Source organism: Actinoplanes sp. M2I2 (genome assembly GCF_023544445.1).
Lineage (GTDB): Bacteria > Actinomycetota > Actinomycetes > Mycobacteriales > Micromonosporaceae > Actinoplanes.
Genome location: NZ_JALPVJ010000001.1, coordinates 224,701 through 244,122, shown reverse-complemented (window position 1 = coordinate 244,122; position 19,422 = coordinate 224,701). Strand labels below are relative to the sequence as shown.

The following is a 19,422-nucleotide window of genomic DNA, read 5'->3' as shown; positions in this document are numbered from 1 at the left end:
GGCGGGCATAGTGTCGGGGGCATGGAGTTCCGTCACCTAGGCCGTTCCGGCCTGCTCATCAGCGAGATCGCCTACGGCAACTGGATCACCCACGGCTCCCAGGTCGAGGAGGAGGCCGCCGTCGCGTGCGTGCGGGCCGCCCTCGACGTGGGCATCACCACCTTCGACACCGCCGATGTGTACGCCGGCGGCCGGGCCGAAGAGGTGCTGGGCCGCGCCCTGAAGGGCGAGCGCCGCGCCGGCCTCGAAATCTTCACCAAGGTGTTCTGGGCGACCGGGCCCGGTCCGAACGACCGCAGCCTGTCCCGCAAGCACATCATGGAGTCGATCGACGGCTCGCTGAGCCGGTTGCAGACCGACTACGTCGACCTCTACCAGGCCCACCGCTACGACTACTCGACCCCGCTCGAGGAGACCATGCAGGCGTTCGCCGACGTGGTGCGCTCGGGCAAGGCCCTCTACATCGGCGTCTCGGAGTGGACCGCCACCGAGATCCGGGCCGGTTGGGAGATGGCCCAGGACCTCAAGATCCCGTTCGTCTCCAACCAGCCGCAGTACTCGGCCCTGTGGCGGGTCATCGAGGCCGAGGTGGTGCCCACCTCGATCGAGCTGGGCATCGGCCAGGTGGTCTTCTCACCGATCGCGCAGGGCGTGCTGACCGGCAAGTACGAGGTGGGCAAGCAGCCGCCGGCCGGCTCGCGGGCCACGGACGAGAAGTCGGGCGCCACCTTCATCTCGCGGCTCATGCGCGACGAGGTGCTGGAGGCGGTGGCCCAGCTCAAGCCGCTCGCCGAGCAGGCCGGGCTGTCCCTGGCCCAGCTGGCGGTGGCCTGGGTGCTGCAGAACCAGAACGTCTCGGCCGCCATCGTCGGCGCGTCGCGTCCCGAGCAGGTGCGTGACAACGCCGCGGCCTCGGGCAAGAAGCTCGACGCCGACCTGATGAAGGCGATCGACGCGGCCCTGGACGCGGTCACCGAGCGCGACCCGGCCAAGACCCAGTCGCCGGCCAACCGCCCGTAGTCACGCTGAGCGTCCGTACCCGGCCAGCACCGGGTACGGACGGTCAGTTCCAGAAGCGCATCAGTTCGAGACCGACCTGGATCAGGACCTGGGAGAGCCCCAGCTTGTCGGTGATCCAGAAGACGAGGTCGTAGAAGTAATCGCCGACCCGGGTCTGCCACAGCAGCAGGAAGAGCAGGATGAAGCCGTACGGGGCGAACAGGTTCCACGCGCGCTGATAGGCCGGGCTCATCCACGGCGCCAGAATGCTGCCGCCGTCCAGGCCCGGGATCGGCAGCAGGTTCAAGATCGTCGCCGTCACCTGCAGGAAGGCCAGCGCCCCGAGCGCGGCCCAGAACTCCAGATGGTCGCTCGATCCGCCGGCGACGAGCTGGCCGCCGACCACGTCGAGCGTCGGCCCGACCCCGATCAGGAACGGGATCGCCAGCACCAGCGCCAGGATCACGTTGGTGAGCGGGCCCGCCGCGCTGATCAGCGAGTCCTTGACCCGGCTGCGGATGTAGCGGTGGTCGATCCAGACGGCGCCGCCGGGCAGGCCGATGCCGCCCAGGATGACGACCACCACCGGCAGCACGATCGACAGCAGCGGGCTCGTGTACTTGAGCGGGTTGAGTTTCAGATAGCCCCGCTCGGCCACGGAGCGGTCGCCGGAGAAGTAGCCGATCAGCGCGTGCGCGTACTCGTGCAGGCACAGCGAGACCAGCCAGCCCGCGACGATGAACAGGAAGACGTCGACCCGTACGTTGCCGAAGCCCGTCCACGCCATCCAGCCGCTGACCACGAAGACCGCGACGATGCCCACGAAGACGGGACTGGGCACGAACGCATGGCGCGGCGTGGTGGTATGGACGGGCTCGTCGTAGGTCACGTCACTCCGCCGGCAGCAGGCTCATCGGGTATTCGACCCGGTCGTCCTCGACCAGCACGACCTTGGCCACGCCGGCCTCGGCCAGCCCGCGCCACTCCTGGCCGATCCACGACTCGGCGTCAGCCTGGCTGCTGAACGTCTCCGCCGGCCCGGCCACCGGCTGACCGTCGACGTTCTCGTACCGCCAACTCCACGGCATGCGCCGCCCCCTCACGTTCTCGGTCGGTGTCCTCCACCCTACGGCGTCGCTCTGTGCGGCCCGGCCTTAAGGTACGGGGCATGTCCGATGATCGGTGGCACACGGTCCTGGTGCTCGGCGGGATCCGGTCCGGCAAGTCCGCGTTCGCCGAGTCGCTGGTGGCCGACGCCCCGGCGGTGCGCTATGTGGCGACCGCGGCCGGCGGCGAGGACGACCCGGAGTGGCTGGCGCGTATCGAGGAGCATCAACGGCGCCGCCCGCAGTCGTGGTCGACCGAGGAGACCGGCGCCGACCCGGCCCGGTTGACCGAGCTGCTGACCGAGGCCAAGCCCGACGACACGCTCATCGTCGACGACCTGGGCGGGTGGGTGGCCGGGCTGCTCGACCCGGCCCGCCAGCCCAACAACGACGAGGCCGACGTGGCCGCCCTGGCCGCCGCGGTGCGCTCGTGCACGGCGCGGCTGGTGCTGGTGAGCCCCGAGGTCGGGTTGTCGCTGGTGCCGGTCACGCCGGTGGGGCGGGCGTTCGCCGACGCGCTGGGCACGACCAACCAGGCGCTTGCCGACGCGTGCGACCGGGTGGTGCTCGTGGTCGCCGGCCGCCCGGTCTGGCTCAAGACGCCCACTGCTAGCGACGTACCGGCAAGCGTCCCGGCAAACGTCCGGACCGCGACCGGCCCGCTGACCGCGGAGACGCCGGTCGAGGCCTCGACGGTCGGCGACACCGCGGCGGGGGCCGCCGGGGCGACCGCGGCGAGCAGTGCCGGGGCGACCGCGGCGACCAGTGCCGGCGCAGCCGGCGCCGACGCCGGCGCGGAGCTGATCCAGCCCGGGGAACCGTCGGGCCCGCCCGCGGAACAGTCCGCGCCGCTGGTCAGCCCGGTCACCCCCGACGAGGAGCGGCCCGCACCCCGCGCCCCCGGCGTGATCGACGAGCCGACGATGATCCTGCCGCTGGTGGCGTCGACGGTCGTCTTCGAGCCCGGCATGGACCTGCCCATGCCCGACGGCGACGCCGGCCCGGACGCCCGCGACCGCCTCGTCACCGTGGACTTCCCCGGCGCCGGCCTCGGCCGTCTGGCCGAGGCGGTGGTGTTCGCCGCCGCCACCCAGGGCACCGTCACCCCCAAGCCGTGGTCGGCCCCACGGGTGCTGCTGATCTCGGGCCGCCACTCCGGCGGCGCCGCCGCCGGCGACGACATCGCGGACGTCGAGCGCCGGATCGCCCAGGTCGAAGCCGGGGAGGGCGTGCTGAGCCGCCTCGCCGGCACGGCCGGGGCCGACATCGCTGTGCTGCGCACCGGCGAGGCCACCCCGATGGAGGACATGGCCGCGGCGAGCGGCGACGACGTCGACCGGGCCCTTCAGCAGGGCTGGCTGCTGGCCGACGCGGCCGCCGAGGCCGGCAAGGACCTGCTCGTCATCGCGTCGATCGGCGTCGGCACCGACGCGGTCGCGGCCGCCGTCTCGGCCGCCACGACCGGCGCCGAGGCAGTCGCCGTGCTGCCCCGCGTCCTGCTGCCGGGCGGCGTCTACGACGACGAGTCCTGGATGGAACGGGCCGCCGCCGTACGGGACGCGCTGCACCGGATCCGCCGGGAGCCGCGGGGCGCCAAGGACATCCTGCGCGAGCTCGGCGGTCAGGACCTGGCCGTGGCCACCGGCGCGCTGCTCGGCGCGGCGGCCCGGCGCCTGCCGGTCGTGCTCGACGGGCCGGTGGGCATCGCGGCCGGTCTGATCGCCCGTGATCTGGGCGGCCAGATCCGGCACTGGACGCTGCTGGCCGACGCGGGCGACCTCGAGCTGGTGCGCCAGGGCGGCGACGTGCTCGGCCTGAGTCCCGTACTCGATCTGGGCCTGGGTCTCGGCGAGGGAGCGAACGCTTTGGCCGCGCTGCCGTTGCTGCGCACGGCGATCGGGCTGGCGTCCTCGGTGGGCCCGCACCCGGGGCTGCGGCCGGAGGACGACGACGACGCCTTCATCGAGCCGGAGCCGGACGGTCCTGGGCCGGCGACCACCACGCCGGAGTGAGCCTCGGGGCGGGCGTCCGGCTCTCGATCACGACGCTGACGGTCCTGCCGGTCCGGGCCGGGCGGGTCGACCGCCCGGCGGCCGCGGTGGCGATGAGCGTGGCGCCGGCCGTGGGGGCCGTGCTCGGCCTGATCCTGGCCGCGCTCCTGGGGCTGCTGCGCGAGGCGCACGCCCCGGAGCTGGTCGCGGCCGCGGTGACGGTGACCGCGGCCGCCCTGCTGACCCGGGGCATGCACCTGGACGGACTGGCCGACACGATCGACGCGCTGGGCTCCTACCGCCGGGGCGACGCCGCCCTGCAGATCATGAAGAAGTCCGACATCGGGCCCTTCGGCGTCGCGGCGATCGCGCTCACGCTGCTGCTGCAGGCGGCCACGCTGACCACCCTGCCGCTGGCCGCGGTCGTCGTCGCGTTCGCGGCCAGCCGGGTGGCGATCCCACTGGCCTGCCGCCGGGGCGTTCCCGCGGCGCGACCCGAGGGCCTGGGGGCGCTCGTCGCCGGGACCGTGCCGATGCCGGTGGCCGTTGCAGCCGCGGCGCTCGTCGTGGGTGCGGCGGCGGCCGCGACACCGGACCGCCCGTGGCAGGGGCCGGTCGCCGTCGTGGTGTCGCTCCTGGCGGTCCTGGGGCTGGTGCGGCACGCCGTACGGCGTTTCGGCGGCATCACCGGCGACGTGCTGGGCGCAGCCGTGGAGGTAGCCACCACGATCACGCTGGTCGGCCTGTCTTTCCGCTGACCAGCCGGCCCACCACCGCCCGACGGCCCAACGAGCCCACCCGACCAACCGGCCTACCCCGCCCGACCAGGGGGCGGGCCCAAACTACGCCGCTCGCGACGCCCAAATGGGTTGTCCACAGGGCCGGTTTCGTGATGCCGGCGACAGATCGATGCTGGCGACAGACCTCAGACGCGCTTCAGCGCACGGACGTCCGGACGAACGGCGGCTTCACGACGCGAGCCTCCGCGCGCCGACCCCGGATGTCGATCTCGACCAGGTCGCCGTCGCTGATGCCGGCCGCGGTGTCGATCAGGGCCAGGGCGATGCCGACCTTGCGGGTAGGCGAGAACGTGCCGCTCGTCGTCTCGCCGATGGCCTCCCCACCGGACACGCCCGCGGCCTCCCCACCGGACACGCCCGCGGCCTCCCCACCGGGGGCACCGGCGTACACCCGCATGTGACCCCGCGGAATCCCGCGCCCCGTCAGTTCGAGCCCGCGCAAGGTCCGCCGCGGCCCCGCGGCCTTCTCGGCGAGCAACGCGTCCCGGCCCCAGAAGGCCGGCTTGCCCCACCCCACTGCCCACCCCGAGCGCGCCTGCACCGGCGAGATCTCCAGCGTCAGCTCCTGGCCGTGCAGCGGATACCCCATCTCGGTACGCAGCGTGTCGCGCGCGCCCAGCCCGCAGGGCCGCACCCTAGCGTCGATCAGCTTGTCCCACACCTCGCCGGCCGCGTCCCAGGGCACGACCAGCTCGTACCCGTGCTCCCCGGTGTAGCCGGTGCGGCAGACGATCAGCTCGGCGTCGCCGAGGCGGGCCGGCTCGAACGACATGTAGTCGTGCGCGGGCGCCAAGCCGAGCTTGGCCAGCGCCTCGGCCGACTGCGGGCCCTGCACCGCCAGCACGGCCCAGTCGCGGTGCTCGCCGGTGACGGTGACGCCCTCGGGGGCGGCGGCGGCCAGCCGGCGGACGACCTCAGCCGTGTTCGCGGCGTTGGGGATGAGGAAGACCTCGTCGTCGGAGATCAGGTAGGCGATCAGGTCGTCGACCACGCCGCCGCTGTCGTCGCAGCAGAGCGTGTACTGGGCCTGGCCGGGGCCGATGCGTCCGAGGTCGTTGGTCAGGCAGGCGTTCACGAACGCGGCTGCGCCGGTCCCCCGTACGCGGGCCTTGCCCAGATGCGACACGTCGAACACGCCCGACGCCTCACGGACTGCCGTGTGCTCCTTCACGACGCCGCCCCGGGCGTACTCCAGGGGCATCTCCCACCCGCTGAAGGCGGCGAACTTCGCCCCCAGCGCGACGTGGCGTTCGTGCAACGGCGATCGGAAGAGGGCATCGTGGTGCTCGGCAGACATGGCAGTCAACTTACCCGTGACCTCGGCCTTGGTTAGAGTCGCGGGGAACCCCCACCCCCGGCGTCACCGCGCCGGGGACCACAGACCAGCCGGCGCGGCCCATGAGGCGGCTGGCTCTTCACGTCCGCGGAGTGCCCGAGTGACCCAGCCCAGCCTCAGCCTGGTCGACACCGACCCGGCCGAATTGGCCGTCGACGCCATCGTCATCGGCCTGCACAGCCAGCCCGACGAGGGCGGCGCCCTGCTGCCGGCGGCCGGCGCCGAGAGCATCACCGCCGCGTTCGATGGCAAGCTGACCTCGACGCTGGCGCTGCTCGGCGCGAGCGGCGCGCCGGGCGAGGTGACCAAGCTGGCCACCCTCGGCACGATCGCGGCGCCGCTGGTGATCGCGGTCGGCCTCGGCGACGAGCCGTCCGGGTCGGCGCCCGACCCCGAGACGCTGCGCCGGGGCACCGGCGCGGCGGTCCGCGCGCTGGCCGGCAGCGGGACGGTCGCGCTGGCCCTGCCGCTGCCCGACGACGAGGACGCGCCGGCGGTGCTGCGCGCCATCCTCGAGGGCGCGCTCCTGGGGTCGTACAAGTTCGCCGGTTACAAGACCAAGCCGCAGCCCAACCGCCGCGACCCGGTCGCGGCCCTGCAGGTGCACGTGCCCGACGCCGGCGACGCGGCGGCCGCGGCCGAGGTGACCCGGGCCGAGGTCGTCGCCCGCGCGGTCCGCCTGACCCGCGACTGGGTCAACACCCCGCCCAACCTGCTGCGCCCGCCGCAGTTCGCCGACGCTGTGGTGGCCGCGGCCGAGGGCACCGGCCTCACCGTCGAGGTGCTCGACTTCGACCAGCTCAAGGCCGGTGGCTACGGCGGCATCGTGGCCGTGGGCCAGGGCTCCGAGGCGCCGCCGCGGCTGGTCAAGCTGAGCTACGTGCCCGAGGGCGTCGAGTCGCCCAAGCGGGTCGCGCTGGTCGGCAAGGGCATCACGTTCGACACCGGCGGCATCAGCATCAAGCCGGCCGCCGGCATGTGGGAGATGAAGTCCGACATGGCCGGCGCGGCCGCGGTCGGCGCCACCATGCTGGCCGTCGCCGCCCTCAAGCCCGGCGTCGCCGTGAGCGCCTATCTGGCGATGGCCGAGAACATGCCGTCCGGTACGGCGTACCGGCCGGGCGACGTCATCACGATGTTCAACGGCAAGCGGGCCGAGGTCTACAACACCGACGCCGAGGGCCGCATGGTGCTGGCCGACGCGATCGCCCGCGCCTGCGCCGACGGCACCGACTACGTCTTCGAGACCTCCACGCTGACCGGCGGCCAGGTCATCGCGCTGGGCAAGCGCATCGCCGGCCTGATGGGCTCGGACGACGCCGTCGAGCGGGTACGCGCGGCGGGCGCCGAGGTCGGCGAGCCGGCCTGGCCGATGCCGCTGCCGGACGAGGTGCGCAAGGGCATGGAGTCCGACATCGCCGACATCTCGCAGACCAACTCCAACCTCGACCGCGCCGGGCACATGCTGCAGGGCGGCATCTTCCTGCGCGAGTTCGTGGCCGACGGCGTCGAGTGGGCGCACATCGACATCGCCGGCCCGAGCTACCACACGGGTGAGCCGAGCGGTTACTGGAGCAAGGGCGGCACGGGCGTCCCGATTCGTACCCTGTTGTCGGTTATTGACCAGTTGGGCTGATTGTTTCCGGTTCCGGGCGCACGACGCCCGGAACCGTGTCAGTTTTCCTGGGCGGGACGGCGCTTCTGGCGCTCGTTGTAGTCGCGCATCCGTTGCGGATAGCCGAGCAACCGCACGTCATAGATGGGAACACTGAGCTGATGAGCCCACCGCCGGGCGATCTCGGGCGTCTCGGTGCGCCGCCGCGTCCACTCGCCGTCGTGGGCCACGAGCAGCACGGTGGTCTCGGTCACCGACGTACGGGGCTCGATGAACGCCTCGACCCCGCGCCGCGTGCGGACGAACTCCGCGAGATACTCAAGATCGGCACGGTCCAGCGGTCGTCCGGCCGCCCGCTGCGGCTCTCGGCGGCGACGAAACCAGGCCACTACCCGCTCCTCACGCTCAATTGCGGCAAGAGTACGTCGAGCGGGCCAGCACGTGGGGAACCTGACTACATCGATGGGTTCCACAAGTGACAAGATGGCCGGGACATACTGTGACCGTTTCCATTGTGTGACCCGCATGGCAACGACGCGAACACTGGAGTCAACGTGAGCCAGCCGAACGGCGGAACCTTCGACATCGTCATCCTCGGCGCCGGCAGCGGCGGCTACGCGGCCGCCCTGCGTGCGGCCGAGCTCAACCTCTCCGTCGCGCTGATCGACAAGGCCGAGCTGGGCGGCACCTGCCTGCACCGCGGTTGCATCCCGACCAAGGCGCTGCTGCACGCGGCCGAGGTCGCCGACCAGACCCGCGAGAGCGAGCAGTTCGGCGTCAAGGCCGACCTCGTCGGCATCGACATGGCCGGCGTCAACGCGTACAAGGACGGCGTGGTCGCACGCCTCTACAAGGGCCTGCAGGGCCTGCTCAAGCAGGACAAGATCACGGTCGTCAACGGCGCCGGCAGGCTCGTCGCCAAGGACACCGTCGAGGTCGACGGTCAGCGTTACACCGGTCGCAACGTCATCCTGGCCACCGGCTCCTACTCGCGGACCATCCCGGGCCTCGAGGTCGACGGCACGCGGGTCATCACCAGCGAGCACGCTCTGAAGCTCGATCGCGTGCCCTCCTCCGCGATCGTGCTGGGCGGCGGCGTCATCGGCGTCGAGTTCGCCAGCGTCTGGAAGTCGTTCGGCGCCGACGTCACCATCATCGAGGCCCTGCCCCGGCTGGTCGCCGCCGAGGACGAGGAGATCTCGAAGACGGTCGAGCGCGCCTTCCGCAAGCGCAAGATCAACTTCAAGGTCGGCAAGCCGTTCGAGAAGGTCGAGCACACCGACAACGGCGTCCGCGCGACCATCGCCGGCGGCGACACCGTCGAGGCCGAGGTCCTGCTGGTCGCGGTCGGCCGCGGCCCGACCACGGCCGACCTCGGGTACGAGGAGCAGGGCGTCACGCTCGACCGCGGCTTCGTGATCACCAACGAGCGGCTGCACACCGGCGTGGGCAACATCTACGCCGTCGGCGACATCGTTCCCGGCCTCCAGCTGGCCCACCGCGGCTTCCAGCAGGGCATCTTCGTGGCCGAGGAGATCGCGGGCCTCAAGCCGGCCCCGATCGACGAGGCGGGCATCCCCCGCGTCACCTACTCCGACCCCGAGATCGCGTCGGTCGGCCTGACCGAGGCCAAGGCCAAGGAGCAGTACGGCGGCGACAAGGTCACGACGTACAACTACAACCTCGGTGGCAACGGCAAGAGCCAGATCCTCAAGACCGCCGGTTTCGTCAAGCTCGTCCGGCTCAACGACGGCCCGGTCCTGGGCGTTCACATGGTGGGCGCGCGCATGGGCGAACTGGTCGGCGAGGCGCAGTTGATCTACAACTGGGAGGCGTTCCCCGAGGAGGTCGCCCAGCTGGTCCACGCTCACCCGACGCAGAACGAGGCGCTCGGCGAGGCGTTCCTGGCCCTGTCCGGCAAGCCCCTGCACGCGCACAGCTGATCCCCGTCGTTCGCCCCCGAGCTTGATCTAAATCCGTGGTTAAGGAGTTCTGAGACATGCCGACATCGGTCACCATGCCGCGGCTGGGTGAGAGTGTCACCGAGGGCACCGTCACTCGCTGGCTGAAGCAGGAGGGCGAGCGGGTGGAGGCCGACGAGCCGCTGCTCGAGGTCTCCACCGACAAGGTCGACACGGAGATCCCGTCGCCGGCCGCGGGCGTGCTCACCCGGATCGTGGTCGGCGAGGACGAGACGGCCGACGTGGGCAGCGAGCTCGCGATCATCGCGGGCGACGGCGAGGACGCGGGCTCCGCGTCCCCGGCGCCCGCCCAGCAGCAGGAGGCCCCGCAGCAGGAGGCCCCGCAGCAGGAGGCCCCGCAGCAGGAGGCCCAGGCTGAGCCCGAGCCGCCCGCGCCCACCACCCCGTCGACCGAGAAGCCGGTCGAGGAGGAGGCTCCGGCCCCGCAGGCCGCCGCCCCGGCGAGCCAGGGCCAGGGCACCGCGGTGAAGATGCCGGCCCTCGGCGAGAGCGTCACCGAGGGCACCGTCACCCGCTGGCTCAAGCAGGTCGGCGAGTCCGTCGAGGTCGACGAGCCGCTGCTCGAGGTCTCCACCGACAAGGTCGACACCGAGATCCCCTCGCCGGTCGCGGGCACCGTGCTCGAGATCAAGGTGCAGGAGGACGAGACGGCCGACGTCGGCGCCGACCTGGCCATCATCGGCGCCGAGGGCGCGGCCCCGGCCGCCGCTCCCGCGCCGCAGCAGGCACCCGCCCCCAAGCAGGAGCAGGCGCCGGCCCCCGAGCCCGCCCCGGCCCCCGAGCCCACCCCGGCGCCCGAGCCGGCCCCGGCGCCGAAGATCGAGTCGGCTCCCGCGCCCGACTTCGCGCCGGCCGGCGAGTCCTACGCCAGCCCGGCTCCCGAGGCCGAGGTGGCCAAGGACCCGGTGGCCGCCGAGCGGGCCGCCGAGCCGCCCGCCCCGTCGAAGCCACGGGTCGAGACGGCCAGCCCGAACGGTGCCGGCGACGCCGGCTACGTCACCCCGCTGGTGCGCAAGCTGGCCACCGAGAAGGGCGTCGACCTGTCCGCGCTGAGCGGCACCGGCGTCGGTGGCCGCATCCGCAAGCAGGACGTCATCGACGCCGCCGAGAAGGCCGCGGCGGCCAAGGCCGCGCCCGCGCCGCAGCAGCAGCCGGCCGCTCCGGCGGCGGCCAAGCCGGCCGCGGCGGCCAAGCCGGCCCCGAGCCCGCTGCGGGGCCGCACCGAGAAGCTGACCCGCACCCGGGCGACGATCGCCCGCCGCATGGTCGAGTCGCTGCAGGTCTCGGCGCAGCTCACCACGGTCGTCGAGGTCGACGTCACCCGCGTCGCCCAGCTGCGCAACCGGGCCAAGGCCGACTTCCAGGCCAAGCACGGCGTCAAGCTCAGCTTCCTGCCGTTCTTCGCGCTGGCGACGGTCGAGGCGCTGCAGCAGCACCCGGTGGTCAACTCGTCGGTCGACGTCGAGGCCGGCACGGTGACCTACCACGACTCCGAGCACCTGGGCATCGCGGTCGACACCCCCAAGGGCCTGATCGTTCCGGTGATCAAGGACGCCGGCGACCTCAACCTGGCCGGCCTGGCCAAGCGGATCGCCGACGTCGCCGACCGCACCCGGAACAACCGGATCGGCCCGGACGAGATCTCGGGCGGCACGTTCACGCTGACCAACACGGGCAGCCGGGGCGCGCTCTTCGACACGCCGATCATCAACCAGCCGCAGGTCGGCATCCTCGGCACCGGCTCGGTGGTCAAGCGGGCCGTCGTGATCGACGACCCCGAGCTGGGCGAGATCATCGTGCCCCGCTCGATGGTCTACCTGGCCCTGAGCTACGACCACCGGATCGTCGACGGCGCCGACGCCGCCCGCTTCCTGGTCTCGCTCAAGGACCGTCTCGAGGGCGGGCACTTCGAGGGTGACCTCGGCCTGGCCTGACAGTTCCGCGACAAGCGGTAAGCAGGAAAGGGAGCACACCGGTTCGCCGGTGTGCTCCCTTCGTTTTGAACAGGTTCGATTCAGGGCATGATGAAGTCATGCGGATCCTGATCTCCGGCGCGTCCGGTTTCCTCGGCGCACATCTCGTCGAGCGGCTGCGCGGCAACGGCCACGAGGTGACCAAGCTGGTGCGCCGGCCCGCCCGGGGCGCCGACGAGGCCACCTGGCAGCCCGCGCAGGGTCAGCTCGACCCGCACGTGATCGCCGCCGCCGACACGGTGATCAACCTTTCCGGCGCCAACGTCGGCGACAAGCGCTGGACGGCCCGCTACAAGAGCGAGCTGCGGTCGAGCCGTGTCGACACCACCGGCACGATCGCCCGGGCCATCCACAAACTGCCCGCGGCCGACCGTCCGCGGACCCTGCTGCAGTCCTCCGCGGTGGGCTGGTACGGCGAGACCGGCGACACCCCCGCCACCGAGGAGGCGCCGGCCGGCACCACGTTCCTGGCCGATTTGTGCCGGGTGTGGGAGGCCGCCGCCCGGCCCGCCGAGGACGCCGGCACCCGGGTGGTGCTGCTGCGCACCGGCCTGACCCTCGACAGCCTGCTCAAGCCGCTGCTGCCGCTGTTCAAGCTGGGCGGCGGGGCCAAGCTGGGCGGGGGCCGGCAGTGGATGCCGTGGATCAGCCTGCCCGACTGGCTCGGCGCGGCCGACTTCCTGCTCGAGCGCGAGGACATCTCCGGGCCGGTCAACATCGTCGGCCGCGAGCAGATCACCAACGCCCAGTTCACCAAGGCGCTGGCCGCCGCCGTCCATCGGCCGGCCCTGCTGAGCGTGCCGAGCCCGGCTCTGCACCTGGTGATGGGCGAGCTCGCCGGCGAGTCGCTGCGCAGTGCGCGGGTCGTGCCGGCGGTGCTGGAACGGACCGGTTTCCGGTGGGCCTACCCGACGATCGACGGCGCGATGCGGGCCACCGTGGGTCACGAACCGGCGGCGTCCCGCTGACCTGCGGGGCGGCTTGCTAACCTGCGGTCGATGTCCCTCGCCGTGAACACTCCCACGTCCTCGCCGGACAAGCCGGAACCCCCCGACGCCCCGAGAGCGACTCGGCGGTGGCGGTCGCATCTGTTCGTCGCCGCCATGGCCCTCGCGCTGGGCGGCTACGTCGTCAGTCGGCTGTGGCGTGACCCGTTCCAGCACGCCGTCGCCGAGAACGTGGGCGACCAGGCGTTCTTCGAATGGGTGCTGGCGTACGGCGTCCATCTGCTGCACCACGGCGGCGACCCGTTCTTCACCGACCTGCTCAACGTGCCGAACGGCGTGAACCTGGCCGCCAACACCTCGATCACGGTGTACGCGATCCTGTTCGCCCCGCTCACCATGCTGGCCGGCCCGCAGGTCACGTTCCTGACGATCCTCACGCTCAACCTCGCGGGCTCGGCCTTCGGCTGGTATCTGTTCCTCGGCCACTTCGTCACCCGCAACCGGGCGGCGGCCGCGCTGGCCGGGCTGTTCTGCGGTTTCGCGCCGGGTTTCGTCGCCCACGCCAACGGCCACCTCAACTGGACCTCAGGGTGGATCGCGCCGCTGGTGCTGTGGCGGCTGCTCAAGATGCGCGACACCGACCACTGGTTGCGCAACGGGCTGATCCTGGGCGTGACGCTCGCCGTCGGCTTCTCGATCGCGGCCGAGGGGCTGTTCTTCACAGCGCTGGCCGGCGGGGTCTTCGTCATCGTGTGGGCCCTGGCGCGCGTCAACCGGGCCGAGGCGCGGGCGGCGCTGCCCCGGTTCGCCGCCGGTCTGGGAGTCACCGCCGTGGTGGCCGGCGCGCTGCTGGCGTACCCGCTCTACATGCACTTCGCCGGGCCGCAGACCTTCAAGGGCACCGGGTTCAACCAGCGGCACTACTCCGAGGACCTGTTCTCCTTCTTCTCGTTCAGCGACCGTACGCTGGCCAGCTGGGCGGGGCTCGACAACGACTTCGCGGCCAACAAGACCGAGGAGACGAGCTTCTTCGGCCTGCCCCTGCTGGTGCTCCTGGCCGCGTCGCTGATCATGCTGTGGCGCCGCGCCGGCGAACGGCAACGGGCGACCCTGCGAGCTCTGCTGATCGTCGGTGGCCTGTTCTTCCTGATCTCGCTCGGCCCCCGGCTGCGGGTGGCCGACAACGAGACCGACATTCCCCTGCTGTACGCCTTGCTGCAGCACGTGCCGCTGTTCGACTCGGCGCTGCCCGCCCGGTACGCGCTCGTGCTGGTGGGCGTCTTCGGGGTGATCCTGGCGATGGCCACCGACCGCGCGCTGGGCAGCGGCGCTGCTCGGCCGCTGTTCGCCATGGGCCTCGTCGTCGCGCTCGTGCCGATCTTCCCGCTGCCCCTGGAGTATCGGCAGCGCGCGCCCGAGCCACGCTTCATCGCGGACGGCACCTGGGAGAAGTACGTGCCCAACGGTGGGGTGATCAGCGCGCTGCCGTTCGCGATCAACGTGGCCGCCGACGGGCAGCGCTGGCAGGCGTACACCATGGCCCGGGCCGGCCGGGAGTTCCGCATCCCCGACGGCTACTTCCTCGGCCCCGACGTCGACGACAGCGAGGGCCGGGGCCGCATCGGCGTACGGCCCCGGGCCACCGACTGGATGTTCCTGCGCGCGGCGCTCTACGGCTATCTGGCCAGGATCGACAACGCCGACCGGGCCACGGCCCGCGCCGACTTCCAGCACTGGGGTGTCGAGACGCTGTTCCTGCCCGACGAGATCACCGGTCCGCAGGGGCCGCTGTACCACTCGGCGGTCGAGGCCACCGCGACCGATCTGCTCGGGCCGCCCGAGCGGGTCGACGACGTGCTGGTGTGGCGCATCCGTCCCGGAGTGGATCCGGTCGACCGCTGACCGGAGGACTACCGTGGAGCGCGTGACAACCTCCACGCTCACCGTTCTGCGGCCCGGTCTGGTCGACTACCGCGAGGCCTGGGACGAGCAGCGGCGCCTGCACGACGCCGTGGCCGACGGCACCCGGCCCGACACCGTGCTGCTGCTCGAGCACCCCAGCGTCCTCACGGCCGGCAAGCGCACCGAGCCGGCCGACCTGCCGATCGACGGCACCCCCGTGGTCGAGGTCGACCGCGGTGGCAAGATCACCTGGCACGGCCCCGGTCAGCTCGTCGGCTACCCGATCCTGCGCCTGGCCGACCCGATCGACGTGGTCGCCTACGTCCGCCGCACCGAGCAGCTGCTGATCGACGTCTGCGCCGAGTTCGGCGTCACGGCGGCCCGCAGCGACATCAAGGGCCGCAGCGGCGCCTGGGTCCTGGCCGACGAACGCGGCCCCGACCGCAAGATCGCCGCCATCGGCATCCGGGTCGCGCGTGGCGTCACGCAGCACGGCTTCGCCATCAACTGCGACTGCGACCTGACCAACTTCGACCGCTTCACCCCGTGCGGCATCCGCGACGCCGGCGTGACGTCGCTGTCGGCCGAGCTGGGCCGCGACGTGACGGTGGCCGAGGTGCTGCCGGTGGTCGAGAAGCACCTCACTACCCTGCTCTGATGGCTCTGTATCGGGACCCGAACGACAAGCGTGTCTTCGTCCCCAAGCGTGGTGGCGGGGTGGCCCTGAACTTCGGCCACCCCATCGCCTGGGTGATCCTCGTCTGCACGACGATCATCCCGCTGGCGATCGTGATCGGCATGACGATCGCCGTGCTCGCCTAGGCAGCCCGGCTCAGCGCACCCGCCACACCGTGTACGTGACGTTCGGCGTCTCGCAGGACAGGTACGGCCCGGCGGCGGCGCACGCGCCCGGCAACACCAGGGGCAGCGTTCCACGGGCGCGGCCGTCGAGACCGAGCACCGTCGTGCCGCCGGCCGCCGGGTACAGCCGGAGGCCCCCGACCGGCGCCGACGGCCCCAGCTCGCGCACGACCCGGCCCGTCTGCAGGTCGACCACCGCCGATCGGCCCCTCTCCTCGCTGAGCACTCCGCCCGGCTGGACGTACTGCCAGTTGGCCCCGCCCCAGCGCACCGAGCCGTCGGCCCGGTCGAGCACGGTGAGCCCGCCGGGCCCGAAGGCGCACAGCAGGCGGTCGTCGCACGCGCTCACCTGGTAGGGCGCGACGCCCCGGGTGAGCCATTGACGGGTCAGCCCGTCCCGCCGATAGCCGGCCAGGTAGTCGCCACCGAAGACGATCAGCTGATCGCCGGCGAGGCGGGCGGCGGCTCCGGGCAGGCCGAGGGCGCGGCGGGGAGTGACCTCGCGCCCGTCAGCCGCGCTCACAAGCGTGGCGCCGCCCCGTTCGTCGACGATCGCGACGTACGCCTCGTCGCCCGTGTAGGCCGAGGCGGGCCGCGACCAGAGAACCCGGCCGGTACTCAGCTCGTGCACCCGCAAGCGCCGGTCCTCGGGGTTCCACGCCGCCACCCGGCCGCCGATGACGTCGACGGACAGCACGCCGGGCAGCCGCCATCGCAGGGCGCCCGTGCGCGCGTCGAGGACGGTCACCACAGCCGCGTCGGCGCCGTCGATGACGAGCGTGTCGCCGGCCTCGGTGAGCCGCTGCCCGGCCGGTGCCCGCGAGGTCCACCGGGGGCAGCCGGGACACAGGGGGTGCGCCTCCACGGTGCCGTCGAACTTGACGATGTAGAGCGCCTGCGCGGTCAGCAGCGTGGCCAGGGCGCCCTGCCCCGGCACGGTGATCACTTCGGCCAACCCGCCCGGCCGAGGCGGCGCGACCGACCCGCCGAGCAGCGCCAGCAGCAGCACCGCCACGGTGGCGACGACGTACGGAAGCGGCCGCCGGCTCCGCGAAGAAGGCTCGGTCACCGGTGTGACGTCGAGATCGATCAGCACAGCTGGACTCTATGCCCGGCCGATGCCGACGAGTGTCGATCTCAGTCCGCGCCGGGCGGCAGGCGCCACACCCGGAACCGGGCGTCGAGCGTACGGCAGGCGAGGAGGTCCGCCGCCGCGGTGCAGGACCCCGGCGGCACCCGCGGGATCACGCCGAGCACGCGCCCGTCGGCGATCCGGCGGATCAGGGTGCGGGCGTCCCCGTCGTCGACCACCTGCAGGCCGGCGACCACGCTGCCGCCGCCCAGGTCGTCCTCGATCCGCCCGGTGGCCAGGTCGACCCGCGCGGACCGGCCGGTCTGGTCGAGCAGCGTCGTCCCGTCGTCGGCCAGGCCGCGCCACCGCGAGCTGGTCCAGCGCACGGTTCCCGTACCGGGGTCGAGAACGGCCAGGCCACCGGAGGACAGCGCGCAGATCTGCTCGCCGCACCCCGCGACGGCGAACGGCTGCGCGGTCGTCGTCCGCCACAGCGGCGCCAGGTCGGCGATCCGGAACGCGGCCACGAACGCCGTGCCGAACACGACGAGCCGATCGGCGATCACCTGGGCCGCCACCGACGGCGGCGCGAACTCGACGCCCCAGGCGACGTCCAGGTCGCGGGGGCCGGCCAGCACCCGGCCGTCGGCGGCGGCGAGGACCGTCGCGCGCCGCCGGCCGTCGAGCGTCACCACGTAGCGGTGCGCGTCGTCGACGACGAAGCCCGCCGCCGGACGCGACCAGACCAGCCGTCCGGTGGCGACGTCGCGGATCCGCAACGTCCCGACCGGGCTGGGCGGTGCGGGCCGCCAGTCGGTGACCCGGGCGCCGAGACTGCGGACGGTCGCGTAGTCGGTCGTGCGCCAGCGGATCCGGCCGGTGCGGACGTCCAGGAAGGTGGCCTGGCCCGCGTCCCCGGTCTCGTTGACCAGCACCGTTCCGGTCTCGTCGAGCCACAGGCCGCTTCCGGCCGCGGGCACCTGGGTGATCCATTCCGGTCCGCCCGGCCGCACCGGGCGGGCCCAGATGTCCGACGTGCTGCCGGCCGCGGGCTCGTGCTGGGTGAAGAGAGCCGTCCGGGTCAGCAGGCTGGCGGTGATGCCGCGGCCGTCGCCCTCGAGGACGGCGGACAGGTCGCTCCTGGGCGGGGGCGGTGCTGATGCCGTGGCCAGCACGAGCACCAGCACCGCGACGGCGAGGACGTCCCACCGCGTACGCCGCCGGCCGTCCCGGGTCGGGATGGCGGGAGCGACGTCGAGGTCGATCGTCATCGTCAGGGGCTCACCCGGTTGAGGTCGCGGGGAAAGGCGGTCACCTCGCGCACGTTGGCCGTGCCGGTCAGCCGGGCCACGAAGCGTTCCAGGCCGATCGCCCAGCCGCCGTGCGGTGGCATGCCGTACCGGAAGCCGTCGAGATAACCAGCGTACGGCTCCAGCGGCTCACCGGCGCGCCCGAGCGCGTCCACATAGTCCTCGTACCGGTGCAGGCGCTGCCCGCCGGTGACGATCTCGAGGCCGCGGAAGAGCAGGTCGAAGCCGTTCGAGTAGGCGGGGTCGGCCGGGTCGGGGTGGGTGTAGAACGGCCGTTTCCGCATCGGATAGCCGGTCACATAGAGGAACTCCGAGCCGTGCTCGCGCAGCGCCCACTCCCCCAGGGCCCGCTCGTGGGCCGGCGCCAGGTCGGGCTCGTCGTCCGGCGCCCCGGCGATCCGCAGCGCCTCGCCGAAGGGCACGGCGGGGATCTCGGACGGCACCCGCGGGGTGGTGAACCGGGCCCGGGCCGAGACGGTCGCCATCATCACGGTCAGCGTCCGGGTGAGGGCGGCCATCACGTCGCGATGGTCGGCGATGAAGCCCATCTCGGCGTCGAGCGACGTGTACTGGGCCAGGTGCCGCACGGTGTCGCTGGGCTCGGCGCGGAAGACCGGGCCGACCTCGTAGACGCGCTCGAGGACGCCGACCATGAGCTGCTTGTAGAACTGCGGCGACTGCGCGAGGTAGGCCGGTCGGCCGAAGTAGTCCAGCGCGAACACGTTCGCCCCGGACTCGGTGGCCGACGCGACGATCTTGGGCGTCTGGATCTCGACGAACCGCTGCTCGCTCAGCGCCGCCCGGAACCCGGCGGTCGCCGCCGCCGCGACCCGCAGGGCCGACCGGCGTGCCGGGTGCCGCAGCGCCAGGGCCGCGTGGTCGAGCTGGGTCGGCAGGCTCGCGCCGATCGCCGGGCGATGCAGTTCGAAGGGCAGCGGCCCGGTGACGGCCGAGAGCACCCGGATCTTCGGCCCGGTGAGCTCCACGCCGCCGGGCGCCTGCTCGTTGGGGGTGACCGTGGCGGTCACCTCGACGACGCTCTCCTCGGAGAGCTCCTCGAGCTCGGCCCGGGTCGCCGGCTCGGCCACGACCACCTGGGCGAGCCCCTCGGCGTCGCGGACGATCAGGAAGGCCACCGACTTGAGCAGGCGGCGGCGGTGAACCCAGCCGGCGATCGTCACGGTCTCGTCGACGTGCGCCCGAAGCTGGGTGGAGAGGATGCGTTGCATGGCGGGTGACCTCCTCGGAAAGCTGCAACGCGGCCCCAGGGAGGTGTGGGCGAGCGGGATCCTCGCGGTGCCACCACACCTTCACGCCCTCGGACTGTCGCCTCGGGCGCCTCTTGTCGTGCTGCGGCTCGGGAGTGTCTTCACGCCCCGGCGAACGGGCCACCTTCCCAGCGATCGGTGGCTCTCTCGGCCGGCGTGACGGGGCGTTACTCGGTTCCTTCACAGCCGTGCCCGGACGTTAACAGCAGGCGTCCGGACCGCGAAAGGCAATTTAACCGGTTCATATGACCGCGGTCACA

Annotated in this window: 17 protein-coding genes; 10 read left to right on the top strand and 7 right to left on the bottom strand. The window is 72.7% G+C overall.

Annotated features, from left to right (window positions below):
- Positions 1 to 21 precede the first annotated feature (21 nt).
- Complete coding sequence (locus tag HJC40_RS01230) at positions 22 to 1,020, top strand: aldo/keto reductase family protein (RefSeq protein ID WP_249997726.1); 999 nt, start codon at positions 22 to 24, stop codon at positions 1,018 to 1,020.
- Between the two features lie 43 nt (positions 1,021 to 1,063).
- On the opposite strand, the gene HJC40_RS01225 is transcribed toward HJC40_RS01230, so the two are convergent.
- Positions 1,064 to 1,888 carry a site-2 protease family protein gene (locus HJC40_RS01225; RefSeq protein ID WP_249997725.1) on the bottom strand — a complete coding sequence of 275 codons (825 nt, stop codon included), beginning with the start codon at positions 1,886 to 1,888 and terminating at the stop codon, positions 1,064 to 1,066.
- A gap of 1 nt (position 1,889) precedes the next feature.
- Positions 1,890 to 2,087, bottom strand: a complete 198-nt coding sequence (locus tag HJC40_RS01220) for a hypothetical protein (protein WP_221376221.1) — start codon at positions 2,085 to 2,087, stop codon at positions 1,890 to 1,892.
- 80 nt (positions 2,088 to 2,167) lie between these two features.
- On the opposite strand from HJC40_RS01220, the gene HJC40_RS01215 reads away from it, so the two are divergent.
- Together HJC40_RS01215 and HJC40_RS01210 are read left to right on the top strand one after the other, a co-directional pair.
- Entirely contained in the window at positions 2,168 to 4,117 is a 1,950-nt protein-coding gene (locus HJC40_RS01215; RefSeq protein ID WP_249997724.1) for a bifunctional adenosylcobinamide kinase/adenosylcobinamide-phosphate guanylyltransferase, read from the top strand.
- Complete coding sequence (locus HJC40_RS01210; protein WP_249997723.1) at positions 4,114 to 4,854, top strand: adenosylcobinamide-GDP ribazoletransferase; 741 nt, start codon at positions 4,114 to 4,116, stop codon at positions 4,852 to 4,854. The genes HJC40_RS01215 and HJC40_RS01210 overlap by 4 nt, the downstream gene beginning before the upstream one ends.
- A 178-nt stretch (positions 4,855 to 5,032) precedes the next feature.
- On the opposite strand, the gene gcvT is transcribed toward HJC40_RS01210, so the two are convergent.
- Complete coding sequence (gene gcvT, locus HJC40_RS01205) at positions 5,033 to 6,193, bottom strand: glycine cleavage system aminomethyltransferase GcvT (protein WP_249997722.1); 1,161 nt, start codon at positions 6,191 to 6,193, stop codon at positions 5,033 to 5,035.
- A gap of 139 nt (positions 6,194 to 6,332) precedes the next feature.
- Between gcvT and HJC40_RS01200 the strand changes: the two genes are divergently transcribed.
- Positions 6,333 to 7,868, top strand: a complete 1,536-nt coding sequence (locus HJC40_RS01200; RefSeq protein ID WP_249997721.1) for a leucyl aminopeptidase — start codon at positions 6,333 to 6,335, stop codon at positions 7,866 to 7,868.
- Between the two features lie 38 nt (positions 7,869 to 7,906).
- Here HJC40_RS01200 and HJC40_RS01195 read toward each other — a convergent pair whose 3' ends face one another.
- Positions 7,907 to 8,236 carry a hypothetical protein gene (locus HJC40_RS01195; RefSeq protein WP_249997720.1) on the bottom strand — a complete coding sequence of 110 codons (330 nt, stop codon included), beginning with the start codon at positions 8,234 to 8,236 and terminating at the stop codon, positions 7,907 to 7,909.
- Positions 8,237 to 8,401: 165 nt separating this feature from the next.
- On the opposite strand from HJC40_RS01195, the gene lpdA reads away from it, so the two are divergent.
- From lpdA to HJC40_RS01165, 6 genes are all read left to right on the top strand, one after another.
- Positions 8,402 to 9,790, top strand: a complete 1,389-nt coding sequence (gene lpdA, locus HJC40_RS01190; protein ID WP_249997719.1) for a dihydrolipoyl dehydrogenase — start codon at positions 8,402 to 8,404, stop codon at positions 9,788 to 9,790.
- 56 nt (positions 9,791 to 9,846) lie between these two features.
- Positions 9,847 to 11,763 carry a 2-oxoglutarate dehydrogenase, E2 component, dihydrolipoamide succinyltransferase gene (gene sucB / locus HJC40_RS01185; protein ID WP_249997718.1) on the top strand — a complete coding sequence of 639 codons (1,917 nt, stop codon included), beginning with the start codon at positions 9,847 to 9,849 and terminating at the stop codon, positions 11,761 to 11,763.
- Between the two features lie 98 nt (positions 11,764 to 11,861).
- The gene (locus tag HJC40_RS01180) at positions 11,862 to 12,770 is read left to right on the top strand and encodes a TIGR01777 family oxidoreductase (protein WP_249997717.1); all 909 of its coding nucleotides are present in this window, start codon (positions 11,862 to 11,864) and stop codon (positions 12,768 to 12,770) included.
- A 30-nt stretch (positions 12,771 to 12,800) separates the two neighbouring features.
- Positions 12,801 to 14,651, top strand: a complete 1,851-nt coding sequence (locus tag HJC40_RS01175; RefSeq protein WP_249997716.1) for a DUF2079 domain-containing protein — start codon at positions 12,801 to 12,803, stop codon at positions 14,649 to 14,651.
- 22 nt (positions 14,652 to 14,673) lie between these two features.
- Positions 14,674 to 15,309, top strand: coding sequence for a lipoyl(octanoyl) transferase LipB (lipB, locus tag HJC40_RS01170; protein ID WP_249997715.1), 636 nt, complete (start codon positions 14,674 to 14,676; stop codon positions 15,307 to 15,309).
- Positions 15,309 to 15,473 carry a DUF5808 domain-containing protein gene (locus tag HJC40_RS01165; protein WP_249997714.1) on the top strand — a complete coding sequence of 55 codons (165 nt, stop codon included), beginning with the start codon at positions 15,309 to 15,311 and terminating at the stop codon, positions 15,471 to 15,473. Before lipB ends, HJC40_RS01165 begins: the two co-directional genes overlap by 1 nt.
- Before the next feature lie 10 nt (positions 15,474 to 15,483).
- Here HJC40_RS01165 and HJC40_RS01160 read toward each other — a convergent pair whose 3' ends face one another.
- The 3 genes from HJC40_RS01160 to aspS are packed head-to-tail and all read right to left on the bottom strand — an operon-like array spanning position 15,484 to position 19,123.
- Positions 15,484 to 16,608 (bottom strand): PQQ-binding-like beta-propeller repeat protein, encoded by a 1,125-nt coding sequence (locus HJC40_RS01160; protein WP_249997713.1) that lies wholly within the window; start codon positions 16,606 to 16,608, stop codon positions 15,484 to 15,486.
- 41 nt (positions 16,609 to 16,649) lie between these two features.
- The gene (locus tag HJC40_RS01155; RefSeq protein ID WP_249997712.1) at positions 16,650 to 17,855 is read right to left on the bottom strand and encodes a PQQ-binding-like beta-propeller repeat protein; all 1,206 of its coding nucleotides are present in this window, start codon (positions 17,853 to 17,855) and stop codon (positions 16,650 to 16,652) included.
- Between the two features lie 2 nt (positions 17,856 to 17,857).
- Entirely contained in the window at positions 17,858 to 19,123 is a 1,266-nt protein-coding gene (gene aspS, locus HJC40_RS01150) for an aspartate--tRNA(Asn) ligase (RefSeq protein WP_249997711.1), read from the bottom strand.
- Positions 19,124 to 19,422 lie beyond the last annotated feature (299 nt).

Coding starts and splice junctions, on each gene's coding strand:
- HJC40_RS01165 (WP_249997714.1), top strand. CDS start 15,309: ATGGCTCTGTATCGGGACCCGAACGACAAGCGTGTCTTCGTCCCCAAG.
- gcvT (WP_249997722.1), bottom strand. CDS start 6,193: ATGTCTGCCGAGCACCACGATGCCCTCTTCCGATCGCCGTTGCACGAA.
- HJC40_RS01220 (WP_221376221.1), bottom strand. CDS start 2,087: ATGCCGTGGAGTTGGCGGTACGAGAACGTCGACGGTCAGCCGGTGGCC.
- aspS (WP_249997711.1), bottom strand. CDS start 19,123: ATGCAACGCATCCTCTCCACCCAGCTTCGGGCGCACGTCGACGAGACC.
- HJC40_RS01175 (WP_249997716.1), top strand. CDS start 12,801: ATGTCCCTCGCCGTGAACACTCCCACGTCCTCGCCGGACAAGCCGGAA.
- HJC40_RS01230 (WP_249997726.1), top strand. CDS start 22: ATGGAGTTCCGTCACCTAGGCCGTTCCGGCCTGCTCATCAGCGAGATC.
- HJC40_RS01155 (WP_249997712.1), bottom strand. CDS start 17,855: ATGACGATCGACCTCGACGTCGCTCCCGCCATCCCGACCCGGGACGGC.
- HJC40_RS01215 (WP_249997724.1), top strand. CDS start 2,168: ATGTCCGATGATCGGTGGCACACGGTCCTGGTGCTCGGCGGGATCCGG.
- HJC40_RS01180 (WP_249997717.1), top strand. CDS start 11,862: ATGCGGATCCTGATCTCCGGCGCGTCCGGTTTCCTCGGCGCACATCTC.
- sucB (WP_249997718.1), top strand. CDS start 9,847: ATGCCGACATCGGTCACCATGCCGCGGCTGGGTGAGAGTGTCACCGAG.